The sequence below is a fragment of the Paenibacillus sp. FSL M7-0656 genome (assembly GCF_038003225.1).
GTDB classification, from domain to species: domain Bacteria; phylum Bacillota; class Bacilli; order Paenibacillales; family Paenibacillaceae; genus Paenibacillus; species Paenibacillus amylolyticus.
The window spans coordinates 2,215,239-2,228,373 of record NZ_JBBOOT010000001.1 but is presented as its reverse complement, the minus strand read 5'-3'; the positions used below and the strand labels follow the sequence as shown (position 1 = coordinate 2,228,373).

Here is a 13,135-nt window from a genome sequence, read left to right as displayed (position 1 = left end):
TATCACTCGTCCCTTTGCCGGGACGGGTGTTTTTTGCGTTCCTTTGCAAAATGACTGGAATAGCAATAGATAATCAGTCCATAAATATCTGGACACAAAGGTTACATTAACAGGAGGAATGAGACAAATGGCAGTGAACATTAAATTACCGGATGGTTCGGTACGTGAGTACGCGGATGGCAGTAGCATTGAGGACGTAGCCGCTTCAATTAGCAGCGGATTGCGCAAAAATGCCGTAGCCGGCAAGCTGGATGGTATCGTGGTGGACTTGTCCACAACACTTCATGAGGGAGCATTGGTGGAGATCGTAACTCTGGATTCACCAGAAGGACTTGAAGTGATGCGTCATAGTACAGCTCACTTGATGGCTCAAGCAGTGAAACGTTTATATGGGAACAAAGAGGTACGCCTCGGTATCGGCCCTGTCATTGAAGATGGTTTCTACTATGATATGGACCTCGAACATGCGCTCAATCCTGAAGATCTGCAAAAGATCGAGAAGGAAATGGAACGTATTGTGAATGAGAACTTGCCAATTGTACGTAAGGAAGTTAGCCGCGAGGACGCGATCAAAACGTTCGAAGAAGTGGGCGATCCTTACAAACTTGAGTTGATTCGTGATTTGCCAGCAGACAGCGTGATTACGATTTATGAGCAAGGTGAATTCTTCGACTTGTGTCGTGGCCCTCACGTACCATCAACTAGCAAAATCAAAGTGTTCAAACTGATGAATGTCGCGGGTGCTTACTGGCGTGGAGATAGCAAAAACAAAATGCTTCAACGTATCTATGGTACGGCTTTTGTGAAAAAAGCACAGCTGGACGATCATTTGCACTTCCTCGAAGAAGCTAAAAAACGGGATCACCGTAAGTTGGGTAAAGAGCTGGAAATGTTCACATTCTCCCAACTGGTCGGTCAAGGCTTGCCAATCTGGTTGCCTAACGGTGCGAAGCTGCGCCGTACTCTGGAGCGTTATATTGTGGATCTGGAAGAAAGCCTGGGATACCAGCATGTATACACACCAGTTCTGGGTAACGTGGAATTGTACAAAACATCTGGACACTGGGAGCACTACCAGGAAGATATGTTCCCGAAAATGGTAATGGATAACGAGGAACTTGTTCTCCGTCCAATGAACTGTCCTCACCATATGATGGTGTACAAGTCCAGCATGCACAGCTACCGTGATCTGCCAATCCGTATTGCAGAGCTTGGTATGATGCACCGTTATGAAATGTCGGGGGCATTAACAGGTCTGCATCGTGTACGTGCAATGACACTGAACGACTCACACATTTTTGCACGGCCGGATCAGATCAAAGAAGAGTTCGCTCGTGTTATCGAGTTGATTCAAACAGTCTATAAGGATTTCGGTATTAACGAATACCGTTTCCGTCTGTCCTATCGTGATCCGCAGGATACCGAGAAATACTTCCAGAACGACGAGATGTGGGAGATGTCCCAACGCATGCTGCGTGAAGTTGTGGAAGAACTTGACCTTCCATTCTATGAAGCTGAAGGTGAAGCGGCGTTCTACGGTCCGAAGCTGGATGTACAGATCAAAACAGCTCTGGGCAAAGAAGAGACATTGTCTACGGTTCAACTGGACTTCCTGTTGCCTGAGCGCTTTGAACTTGAATATGTGGGCGATGACGGACAGAAACATCGTCCAGTCGTTATTCACCGCGGTGTAATTAGTACAATGGAACGTTTCACAGCATTCTTGCTGGAGAACTTTGCAGGAGCTTTCCCATTGTGGTTGTCTCCGGTACAGGCAAAAGTGATCCCGGTATCCGGAAACTTCGACGATTATGCGCGTGAAGTGGAAGCGAAACTGAAACGTGCGGGAATCTCTGCTGAAGCCGATCTGCGGAACGAGAAGCTTGGATATAAAATCCGTGAGGCGCAGCTTGAGAAAATGCCTTATATGTTTGTTGTTGGTGAGAATGAGCGTAATGCAGAAGCCGTATCCGTGCGTAAGCGTGGAGAAGGCGATCTGGGCATGAAACCGGTCGATGAAATTATCGCTCAATTGAAAGAAGAAATTGCAACACGTTTGGTATAAATGAACAAATGATCTATCAGATAACCAGTGCATAAGTTGCGCTGATCACTCTGAATAACGTCTGAATAACATGGGATTGACCTATGTTATTCAGGCGTTTTTTCGTAGTGTTTGCAGTAAAAAGTATAGATTAATTGCTTTTTGGAAAACCTTTGCAGTGAGGGGGAGGTTATACAATGAAAAAGCAATTCTCAATTCAAAAGAAACATATTCGGGGTTTATTGGTTGGCTGTGTGATGTTCGCCGGGATGATGATTAACCTGAATCAGGCGGATGCCTATACATTTGAAGAGGAAAGTACAGTACTGCATGTCGAGAGTCAGAGCAGCGGCAGTGAAGGTCCGAAAATTGAAACATCGAGCAAGTCTGATCAAGAATTTCCGGAACAGGTTAGCCATCAATACAGCGACGAGGCCCAGCTGACGACCATGGTGTATATGGCTTTATTGTGGTCACCGCAACCGATGGTCATTCCAAGGCCTGAGCTTCCTGAGAAACAAGTGGCAGATCCGTCTATGCCGGTGCTTGCTCCGCGTTCAGAACAAATCCTGGGTACACAAAAGGTTACAGCAACGGGATATACGGCAGGTGTGGAGTCTACAGGAAAAGGACCCAAACATCCTCAATACGGAATTACGTATTCTGGTGTAAAAGTACGTCGTGATAAAGAAACAGTTTCCACGATTGCAGCTGATCCGAAGTTGTTCCCAATGGGTTCCATTCTGTATATTCCAGGCTATGGTTACGGAATTGTTGCAGATACGGGTTCAGCGATCAAAGGTAATAAAATCGATCTGTATTTCCCGACAACCAAGCAAGTGTACAAAGAGTGGGGCAAAAAAGATGTGGAGGTACAGGTGATCAGGCAAGGCGCTGGAAAGTGTACAGAAAAGATGCTCAGCGAGTTGGCCGATGCAATCGATGTGTACAAATCTGTACCTGATTCGTGGTTGGACAAGGCCATTTAATTTCACATGTTGAACATGAATAACTGAAGTGCTCTCTTCACATAATACTGACTGGGGACGAACCCCGCGGTGCAGCAATGCATCGTAAATATGAAGAGAGAGGTGATTCGTTGTGGCTAAAAAATCACAAGGGTACCAAACGCCAAACGAGAAGTACAATGCAGAGTTTGGAGAAGAGAATGCAGCAGCAAAAGTGAAGCAATCCGCTCAAAACAAAGTACAAGATAATTTCCAAACACCTGATGAAAAATACAATGCCGAGTTCGGTGTAGAAAACACAGGCCAAACTGGCCAAGGTCAAGGCAAAGCATCAAAATACAAAAAATAATTGAAGATTCATTAATCAAATGATGATTCAGCACCCTGGAGCAGCAGCTCCGGGGTGTTTTACATATGCGAAGTTTTTTACATTAATATCCTCCCATCTCAGTCTCGAGACCGAGATGAATTCCACCTGCCGCCGCTGTTCTCATTGTCTTGTCTGAGTTACACTGATTACACAATACAGACAAAGGAGACATGAGCGATGAAACGATCGACGCGTGACCGCTGGTGGGTTGGCATACCTCTTATTGCTATTGGTGCGATGATCTTGTTCAGACAATTGGGATATGACATTGATGTAGGATATATTTTCAGAACATATTGGCCGTTATTTCTAATCTGGTGGGGGGTCAAAGGAATCTCCGAGATTCGTCGCAACGGGGGTTACGCCTTTATAGGACCGGTAATTGTACTGGCAATTGGTGGTTACTTTCTTGCCCGTAACCTGGGATGGATTGATTACTCCATGGGGGAGTTCATTCGTTATCTGATCCCGGTTATGCTGATTGGCGGAGGATTGTTTGTACTGATCGGGCCACGACGTCGTGATCGGAAACATCATGACAAGATGCAGCCACCTCCAGCACCTGAGCAACCTTATAAACCGTTGGCTCCGGAGGATCTGGAGATGCCGTCATCGTTTGACGAACAGTTCGAGAAAACATTTGGCAAACCAAAACAGGAACAGAAGAACGATGCACATGGCCCTCATTTCACAGGATCAACGGATTCATCATCACAAGGGCATCAATATAAGAAGAAACATCAATCGTATAACTCTAACGATACCGGATACGGAGAACATTATGATGATGGCTACGGAAATGGTTATGGGGATTATGGCAGTGGCAATACAATTAATAAATCGGCGTTCATCGGTGATCTGTACATGGGGCAGGAAGTGTTCTCGTTGAAACCAATGAACATCTCGGCTTTTATCGGAGATACTGTAATTGATTTGACGAAGGCACAGATTCCTTATGGGGAGACGAAGATTGTCATTTCTTCATTTATTGGGGATGTGAAAGTATTTGTTCCGGAAGATATGGATCTGGGTGTGACGGTGACGACAAATTCCTTCATTGGAGATATGTCACTGTTGAACCAGAAACGCGGCGGATTCCTGAGTAGTGCCCAGGCTGAAACTGCCCATTACCATGAAGCAAGCAAAAAAGTACGGATTATTGTAAGTGTGTTTATCGGAGACGTCAAAGTGAATAAGGTGGGTTAATGCATGATTCGAACAATTCTCAAGGCCAATAAATGGGAACTGATGATGTATTTTGCGCTAACTGGTCTGATTACACTGGGCGGATTCTATCTATTGTATGGAGAGGTGTTGATGGGGGCTGGTCGTCAGCGGGCATGGACCTATGTTGCTGTTGTTGTGCTGGCCACCGTTATCACCGGATATATCGCTGCATTACGACTCCAACGCAAGATCGACCTGCTTGATCTCAACATGTTGAAAGTATCCAAGGGTAATCTGGCGGTGCGCATGCCTGAAGCGGATGACGCTTCGTTTGGTCGTGTCTATCAGGAGTTCAATGTCATGATGGATTCGATTGAGAAAAAGATGAGACTGCTTCAGCGCCTCGGTGAGCAGGAAGTCATTGAGAAGGAGCAAGCCTCGGAGCGGGCTGTGCTTGAAGAGCGCAAACGAATGGCAAGGGACCTCCATGACACGGTTAGCCAGCAGCTGTTTGCCATGCATATGTCGGCTTCGTCCTTACCGCGACTGCTGGAGATGAATCCGGAACATGGCGGTAAAGTACTGGACCAGTTAATACAGATGTCACATATTGCACAGCGTCAGATGCGAGGACTGATTGCCCAACTTCGACCGGTGGAGCTGGAAGGGCGTGACCTCACCGCAGCACTGGATAGTTGGTTTCCTGATTATTGCAGGCAGAATGGTCTTAAAGGTGTGAAAGAGCTGGAACTGGATGGCGGAATCTCGGATGCCATTGAGCACCAGCTGTTTCTTGTTATTCAGGAGGCAGTTGCCAATGTCGTGAAGCATGCAGAGGCTGGAGTGGTTAGTCTGTCCATACGGGAGAGTGAACATCAGATCAGCATGAGCATCAGCGATGATGGTCAGGGATTTTTACAGCAAGCGGAGCGTCCGGGTTCATACGGGTTATCTACCATGCGTGAACGGGCGGAGAAGCTTGGGGGGCAAGTTCAGATTATATCGAAACCGGGAGCGGGAACGACGGTACGGGTATTGATCCCGAAATTCCCGAACGTTCCTGAGTGAACCAGAGGGGGAGACGCAATGAGTGGTAAAGTAAACGTGATGATTGTGGATGACCATGATATGGTGCGCATGGGCTTGAAAACATATCTGATGCTGGAACCTACTTTTCATGTGATGGGAGAAGCGGGCCATGGGCAGGATGCGCTTGATCAGTTACGTAAGTTAAATGATAGTGAAATGCCGGACCTGATCCTGATGGATCTGATGATGCCTGTAATGAATGGCGCTGAAGCAACAAAAGCCATCATGACTGAATTTCCATGGATGAAAATTGTGATGCTCACCAGTTTCCTGGAGGATGATCTGGTTGTGCAAGCGATTGAAGCGGGTGCGGTAAGTTATGTACTGAAGACAGTCTCTGCTGAAGAACTGATCTATGCTCTGCAAGGGGCATATAGAGGCATGCCTGTTATGACAGGTGATGTTTCGCAGGCGTTAACCCGGGGAATCAGACAACGTACAGCGAGAGAGAGTGAATCGGGTCTGACTGAACGGGAGAAGGAAGTGCTGCTGCTTATTGCAGAGGGAAAGACCAACAAAGACATTGGAGAAGAATTACATATCAGTATCAAAACCGTCAAAACACATGTAAGTAACCTGCTGATGAAATGTGAGATGGACGATCGTACACAGTTGGCCATCTATGCTCATCGTCAGGGATGGGTGAAAACGAAAGGGTAAAATGCCGTCGTGACGGGGAAAAGAGTCTATTCTTATGTGCTTTTATCTCCTTTTTAATTGTTTTTAAGGTACGGTTAAGGTTTAAAGTACAAAATAAGGACAGTTAAAGAATATCTCTTGGGAATAAGAGATTGGGAGGTAGAGAGGCATGGACGAACGCAACTATAGATCGAACCGTCAAGACGAGGAAAACGAAACCAAACAAACGGAGAATCGCAATTCTTCCGGAACGGACGAATCCTCCTATTATTATTCTTATGGACCTTTTCAGTCCGTGAATCAGGAAGATACAGCAAATCACATGGGAAGCACTAATCAGCGTGAAGAAGGAAATGTAGAGATTACAAAACCTGATCCGGTGAGACCCGTACCTACTTACTATAATAGTGAACCATCCGAACAAGCGAAAAGATCATCAGCAGGCGGCGGAAACGGCTCAGGTAACGGTGGAGATCAAGGGAATGGCGGCAAAGGCAACTGGAACTATAATAACCGCAAGCCACGTTCTTCCGTAAGATCACTTCTATTTTCCTTTATTGCCGGGATGCTGGTCATCACCGTTCTCATGTACACAGCTGATAGAACAAACATGTTCACACCGGAGACGGCACTTACGAACACAGACAATCAAAGTTCAGGACAGGAAGCGTCTACAAACACAGGCGGAGGCAACAATGTCACAGCGTCGTTACTGCCAACAGGCAAAGAAGATGTGTCTTCCGTAGTAACAAGTACAAGTCCGGCTGTCGTCAAAATCGAAACACTCGCGAAGCAGTCCTCACGTACAGGATTGGGTCAGGGTGGATCAAATACAAGTGATCCGCTGTACCAATACTTCTTTGGTAATGGGGGCGGAACGGAAGGCAATCAAGGCCAAAGCCAGCAACCACAAAGCGGTAATCAGCTTGTGCCTATGGGCATTGGTTCCGGGTTCATTTTTGACAAAGAAGGATATATCCTGACGAACCAACACGTTGTTCAGGGTGCAGATGTAATCCAGGTAACCCTGGAGAACAACAGCAAGCCTTATGAGGCTAAATTGCTGGGAAGCAGCTTTGATCTGGATTTGGCTGTATTGAAAATTGAGAAAAACAGTGGTGACGATGCGTTCCCTGTAGCTCCACTGGGTGATTCCAACAGTACTCAAGTCGGTGAATGGCTTGTAGCTATTGGTAATCCTGAAGGATTCGAACACACGGTTACAGCAGGTGTACTGAGTGCCAAAGAACGTACGATCAGCATTCCAGATGAAGAAACAGGAAAAACACGTGAGTACAGCCATTTGTTGCAAACAGATGCTTCGATTAATCCGGGTAACTCCGGTGGTCCGTTGCTTAACCTGAATGGGGAAGTTATCGGAATGAACGTTGCAGTAAGCGCAGATGCACAGGGAATTGGTTTTGCAATCCCGTCGAGCGTCATCTCTGAAGCCGTTAAATATCTTAAAGAGAACAAAGAAGTTCCCAAAGAGCCAGTACCCTTTATCGGTGCGTCTCTGATGGCTCTCACGCCTGAAGTTGCTAAACAAATGGGAACAGACGTTACCGAAGGTTCAGTTGTAGCCAGCACGATCTTCCAATCACCGGCTTACCAAGCAGATCTTCGTGCATATGACATCATCACAGGTGCTAACGGTACGCCTTATGCGACAAGTCAAGACCTGATTGATTTCATCAAGAAACAGAAGATCGGCAGTGAAGTTACATTAAACGTGGTGCGTGATGGTAAGAAGATGGATCTGAAAATCACAATTGGCAACAAAAATGATTTTGATACTTCACAAACAACAGATACACAACAGCAGCAACCATAAATATCGGGCAAGGATTAACACAACGGAAGGGTTTGAAGGCCCTTCCGTTTTTTTTGCCCTGATGAAGCAGGGTTACAATGGACCAGGACGGATTGGAGACGCCTACTTGAAGATGCAGATTGTGCTTCTGCCTGTTACAATGGGATAAAACGTTAGGATAAAGGAGAAAGACCACCATGCGCTCAACTATTTTGATTGTGGATGATGACGAAAAAATTGTATCCATGCTCCGCCGGGGGCTGGCTTTTGAAGGATATGAGGTACAGACGGCTTCCAATGGAGCCGAAGGCCTCAGCAAACTGATGGACAAGGAGCCGGACATCGTTGTGCTGGATGTGATGATGCCGCAGATTGACGGATTTGAGGTATGTCGGAGATTGAGAGAAGCAGGCAGTAAAGTGCCTGTGCTGATGCTTACGGCCAAGGATGAAGTACAGAGCCGGGTGACCGGACTGGACACGGGAGCCGATGACTACCTTGTAAAACCTTTTGCGCTGGAAGAATTATTGGCACGTGTCCGGGCATTGCTGCGCCGCAAGTCAGATAGTGCGGGTACGCCGGACAACCGCTTAATGTATGAAGATATCATTTTGGACAATGACTCACGTGAAGTATTGCGAGATGGGCAGCGTCTGGAGCTGACTGCCAAAGAATTTGAACTGTTGAATCTGTTTATGCAAAATCCAAGACGGGTACTGTCCCGTGATCTGATTATGGATAAAATCTGGGGTTATGATTACAGCGGTGAGTCTAACGTGCTTGAAGTGTACATTGCTATGCTCAGACAGAAGACCGAAGAATACGGTGGCAAGCGTCTAATCCAGACCATCCGGGGAGCCGGCTATATTCTGAGAGGTGACTCCTAATATGTCCATCCGGTTAAGACTAACCGCATGGTATTCTGGCATTTTGGCGGCTGTTCTTATCTTTTGGGGCGTTGTAATCTATGCCTTTGTTTATTTAAACACCTACCAGGAAGTCGAACAGCAATTGAAGGTGAAGAGTACCCGGATTACGGAACAGATTGGTGTTAATCCTCTTTCACAGTCGTTGGATCTGGACCTGTTTACAGAGAGTCAGCTTCAGGAGGCACAAATCTATATTCAACTCTGGGATTATCAGAGCCGTTCGGGCATAATTTCCGGCAATATGAAGAAATTGCAGATTCAGTTTCCGGTATTGAAACCCAATGAAATTCTTGAAAAGCGTGGCATATCCAAGATCTATGTGGATGGGACACCGTTTCTGGTGAATCAGCTTCCCCTTTCGCTTCAGGGTACCAATGAAGTACGTGGAATTCTTCAGGTAGGAGCCAATGTGAGTTCACAGGCTCGCTTGCTGGAAGCGTTGCTTAATATTTTGGTTTTTGGCTGGCTTGTTGCGATGGCGCTTGCCATTACTTCGGGTCTCGTTCTGGCTCGTAAATCGATGCGTCCGCTCGTCAATGTCATTGATGCTGCGAATCAGATTCAATCGGGTGACGATCTTAGTGTCCGAATTCAATATGCGGGTCCCAAGGATGAAATTGGACGTTTAATTGAAACGGTGAATAATATGCTTGAACGTACAGAATTGTCATTCCGCGGTTTGGAGGAGACGAATGCTGCCCAGCGCCGCTTTGTATCCGATGCGTCGCATGAACTTCGTACGCCGCTGACCACCATTCGCGGGAACGTGGACTTCCTGAAGAAGCTGTGGGATCAGGAGGGAACCGACCGACCGAATCTGGATGAGGAGACTGTCAAACAAATGTCTCTGGAAGCCATTGAAGACATGGCGGACGAGGGAAAACGTATGAGCAGGCTGATCAGCGACATGTTATCGCTGGCGAGAGCGGATACGGGTCAGAAAATTGAACTGAATCCGATCCCGCTGCAGATTCTCGTACAGGAAGTGGCACGCAGAGCACAATTTCTGGATCGTCAGGCAGACTGGCTTCCAGGAGATTTTTCCACCCTGAACGGCATTTATGTGAACGGTAGCAAGGACTATCTGCAACAGATGTTGTTTATTTTCATCGAAAATGCGTTTAAATACACACCTGAAGGCTCTGTGACGCTGGATGCCGTATTATACAAGGGCCAGGTGGGACTACGCATTAGCGACACCGGTATTGGGATGGATCGGGACGAAGTGCCGTTCATCTTTGATCGTTTCTATCGGGCAGATGAATCCCGCGGGGCTACACCGGGCATCGGTCTGGGACTTTCGATTGCGAAGTGGATTATTGAGGAACACCATGGATCGGTTGAGGTTGTGACCAGACGTGGAGAAGGAACCACCTTTATTATCTGGTTGCCGGTTGTCTTTGCTCCGCCTATCGAATAAAGGTATAATAGACAGGACTGCAATTACATCGGCAACGTTGCCGAGAAAGAAAGCGGGTGGCAACCAAGTGGAAGTACTACGAATTTCGCCGCGGGGATATTGTTACGGCGTTGTGGATGCGATGGTGCTCGCGCGTCAAGCGGCACGCAATCTGGATTTACCACGACCTATTTATATATTGGGTATGATTGTGCATAACCAACATGTGACGGATTCCTTTGAAGATGAAGGTATTATTACATTGGATGGTCCGAACCGGATGGATATTTTGAGCCAAGTGGAGAGTGGCACAATTATTTTCACAGCTCATGGTGTATCTCCTGAAGTGCGCAAGTTGGCACGGGACAAAGGATTGACAACAGTGGATGCAACATGCCCTGATGTCACCAAGACCCATGATCTCATTCGGGAGAAGACGGCAGAAGGTTATCAGATCATCTATATTGGTAAAAGGAATCACCCTGAACCAGAAGGTGCCGTTGGTGTTGCACCAGATCTCGTTCATCTGATCGAGAAGGAAGAAGAGATCGAAGAGCTGAACGTATCTCCAGGCAAAATCCTTATTACAAATCAGACAACGATGAGCCAGTGGGATATCAAACACATTATGAGCCGTCTGCTGGAGAAGTTTCCGGGCGCAGAGATTCATAATGAGATTTGCCTTGCAACTCAGGTTCGTCAAGAAGCTGTTGCGGAACAGGCAGGTCAGTCGGACCTGGTTATCGTGGTGGGTGATCCTCGCAGCAATAACTCTAACCGTCTGGCACAAGTGTCGGAGGAGATTGCGGGTGTTACGGCCTACCGTGTATCTGATGTTTCCGAGATTCAGCAAGAATGGTTGAAAGGTGTAAATAAGGTGGCGGTTACTTCGGGTGCATCAACACCAACACCGATCACGAAAGAAGTCATCCTTTACCTGGAACAGTATGAACATGACAAGCCGGAGACGTGGGAGATCAAACGTACCGTGAACATGAGCAAACTGTTGCCTCCAGTTAGAGAAAAAACACGTACACCTTAGGAAATGTAAAAGCAAGTCTAAGTGTATGTGAATTAAAAACGAGATGTGAATGAGAAGAATCCTGTTATGCAGATCCGAATGTCGGAGCCTGTGGAGCAGGATTCTTTTTTTGTATATGGATAAGGAATGTGTACCTTGACGCAATCAGATAACTATGGTATATTCACTTTAACGGATAAAAGCTTAAAAGCGAACAAGCGTTTAAGCGCGACAGAGTTTTTATATTTAATCAGACGCACGTTAAGGAAATTATTGTGCTCTCATACAAGGAAGGATGGGAATTAATATGATCGTTATTGCAGGCAAAGCTACACCGGAGGAACAGATTCAGGATATCGTTGCAGTTATTGAAAAAGAAGGGCTTCAGGTGCATATCTCTCGCGGAGAGGATCGTACTATCATTGGTTTGATTGGTAAAGTTGAACCTAAAATGCAAGAGCATCTTCGCCAAATGAAAGGTGTCGAGAATGTCGTTAAAATCTCGAAGTCTTACAAATTGGCAAGTCGCGACTTCCATCCGGAAGATACGGTGATCTCCATCAAAGGTGTAGATATCGGCGGAAAAGAACTTGTTGTCATGGGCGGACCATGTGCGGTTGAATCCGCTGCACAGATTGATGAGATTGCCGGGCTTGTGAAAGCTGCTGGTGGGCAAGTGTTACGTGGTGGTGCATTTAAGCCTCGTACGGGTCCTTACAGCTTCCAGGGAACGGGTGTAGAAGGATTGATCATGATGGCGGAAGCAGGCAAGAAACATGATCTGCTGACCATTACAGAAGTCATGACACCTGAGTATGTGGATATTTGCGCCGAGTACGCAGATATTCTGCAAGTAGGTACACGTAACATGCAGAACTTTGACCTGCTCCGCAAATTGGGCGAGTGTGGCAAACCCGTATTGTTGAAACGTGGTTTCAGTGCGACATACGATGAATTGTTGAATGCGGCTGAATACATTCTTGCGGGTGGTAACCCAAATGTTATGCTGTGTGAACGTGGTATTCGTACGTTTGAATCCTACACACGGAATACGTTGGATCTGTCAGCGATCCCTGTTCTGCAGTCTCTGAGCCATTTGCCGGTTATTTCCGATCCGAGCCATGGTACTGGACGACGTGAACTGGTGGAACCGATGACAAAAGCTTCTGTTGCTGCAGGTGCCAATGGCCTGATCATTGAAATGCATACCGATCCGGATAACTCCATGACAGGAGATGGTGTGCAATCCTTGTTCCCTGACCAATTCGCCAACCTGTTGCAGGATCTGGAGAAACTGGCACCAATCGTGGGTAAATCATTCAGCACAGCCAAACAACCGGCAGAATTTTTCCCGGCACGTGTAGGCGTGTAATAAGAATTTCATAGTCAAGGTCTGGATCATCATCCGGGCATCTCCTCTGATCTCGTTCATTGCAACGGAATCAGATAGATGCTCGGTTTTTTGCATATTTTGCAGTTTTGAACGTATTTATTAATCAATAGTGATAAGAAACATTTATGATGTGAAGTTTTTCCCATGATTTAGGTTAAAATAGGGGTCGCTTTACCGCATTAAACCAGTTAAATGTATATAAAACTAGTTGTTATATGAATTTATGTTATTTATAAAGTGTGAGTATATCTAACATCCCTTCAAAAAATACCTTACATAAGTATTGACGATGTCATGTTTTAA

The 13,135-nt window shown here is 46.3% G+C and carries 11 protein-coding genes; all 11 read left to right on the top strand.

Annotated features, from left to right (window positions below):
• Positions 1 to 127 precede the first annotated feature (127 nt).
• Positions 128 to 2,065 carry a threonine--tRNA ligase gene (gene thrS / locus MHI01_RS09585; protein ID WP_340982995.1) on the top strand — a complete coding sequence of 646 codons (1,938 nt, stop codon included), beginning with the start codon at positions 128 to 130 and terminating at the stop codon, positions 2,063 to 2,065.
• A 428-nt stretch (positions 2,066 to 2,493) separates the two neighbouring features.
• Positions 2,494 to 3,033, top strand: coding sequence for a 3D domain-containing protein (locus MHI01_RS09580; RefSeq protein WP_081595013.1), 540 nt, complete (start codon positions 2,494 to 2,496; stop codon positions 3,031 to 3,033).
• A 112-nt stretch (positions 3,034 to 3,145) separates the two neighbouring features.
• The gene (locus tag MHI01_RS09575; RefSeq protein ID WP_036610057.1) at positions 3,146 to 3,361 is read left to right on the top strand and encodes a hypothetical protein; all 216 of its coding nucleotides are present in this window, start codon (positions 3,146 to 3,148) and stop codon (positions 3,359 to 3,361) included.
• A gap of 198 nt (positions 3,362 to 3,559) precedes the next feature.
• Complete coding sequence (gene liaF / locus MHI01_RS09570) at positions 3,560 to 4,588, top strand: cell wall-active antibiotics response protein LiaF (RefSeq protein ID WP_036610055.1); 1,029 nt, start codon at positions 3,560 to 3,562, stop codon at positions 4,586 to 4,588.
• 3 nt (positions 4,589 to 4,591) lie between these two features.
• Complete coding sequence (locus MHI01_RS09565; protein ID WP_036669825.1) at positions 4,592 to 5,617, top strand: HAMP domain-containing sensor histidine kinase; 1,026 nt, start codon at positions 4,592 to 4,594, stop codon at positions 5,615 to 5,617.
• 18 nt (positions 5,618 to 5,635) lie between these two features.
• Entirely contained in the window at positions 5,636 to 6,298 is a 663-nt protein-coding gene (locus MHI01_RS09560) for a response regulator transcription factor (protein WP_340982993.1), read from the top strand.
• Between the two features lie 148 nt (positions 6,299 to 6,446).
• Positions 6,447 to 8,111, top strand: coding sequence for a S1C family serine protease (locus MHI01_RS09555; RefSeq protein WP_340982992.1), 1,665 nt, complete (start codon positions 6,447 to 6,449; stop codon positions 8,109 to 8,111).
• A gap of 176 nt (positions 8,112 to 8,287) precedes the next feature.
• Complete coding sequence (locus tag MHI01_RS09550; protein ID WP_036610048.1) at positions 8,288 to 8,977, top strand: response regulator transcription factor; 690 nt, start codon at positions 8,288 to 8,290, stop codon at positions 8,975 to 8,977.
• A 1-nt stretch (position 8,978) separates the two neighbouring features.
• Positions 8,979 to 10,439 (top strand): sensor histidine kinase, encoded by a 1,461-nt coding sequence (locus MHI01_RS09545; RefSeq protein ID WP_340982991.1) that lies wholly within the window; start codon positions 8,979 to 8,981, stop codon positions 10,437 to 10,439.
• 67 nt (positions 10,440 to 10,506) lie between these two features.
• On the top strand, positions 10,507 to 11,460 hold the full coding sequence (locus MHI01_RS09540; protein ID WP_315371544.1) for a 4-hydroxy-3-methylbut-2-enyl diphosphate reductase: 954 nt from the start codon (positions 10,507 to 10,509) through the stop codon (positions 11,458 to 11,460).
• A 286-nt stretch (positions 11,461 to 11,746) separates the two neighbouring features.
• Positions 11,747 to 12,811, top strand: a complete 1,065-nt coding sequence (aroF, locus tag MHI01_RS09535; RefSeq protein WP_036610039.1) for a 3-deoxy-7-phosphoheptulonate synthase — start codon at positions 11,747 to 11,749, stop codon at positions 12,809 to 12,811.
• Positions 12,812 to 13,135 lie beyond the last annotated feature (324 nt).

Coding starts and splice junctions, on each gene's coding strand:
- aroF (WP_036610039.1), top strand. CDS start 11,747: ATGATCGTTATTGCAGGCAAAGCTACACCGGAGGAACAGATTCAGGAT.
- MHI01_RS09565 (WP_036669825.1), top strand. CDS start 4,592: ATGATTCGAACAATTCTCAAGGCCAATAAATGGGAACTGATGATGTAT.
- thrS (WP_340982995.1), top strand. CDS start 128: ATGGCAGTGAACATTAAATTACCGGATGGTTCGGTACGTGAGTACGCG.
- MHI01_RS09580 (WP_081595013.1), top strand. CDS start 2,494: ATGGTGTATATGGCTTTATTGTGGTCACCGCAACCGATGGTCATTCCA.
- liaF (WP_036610055.1), top strand. CDS start 3,560: ATGAAACGATCGACGCGTGACCGCTGGTGGGTTGGCATACCTCTTATT.
- MHI01_RS09555 (WP_340982992.1), top strand. CDS start 6,447: ATGGACGAACGCAACTATAGATCGAACCGTCAAGACGAGGAAAACGAA.
- MHI01_RS09560 (WP_340982993.1), top strand. CDS start 5,636: ATGAGTGGTAAAGTAAACGTGATGATTGTGGATGACCATGATATGGTG.
- MHI01_RS09550 (WP_036610048.1), top strand. CDS start 8,288: ATGCGCTCAACTATTTTGATTGTGGATGATGACGAAAAAATTGTATCC.
- MHI01_RS09545 (WP_340982991.1), top strand. CDS start 8,979: ATGTCCATCCGGTTAAGACTAACCGCATGGTATTCTGGCATTTTGGCG.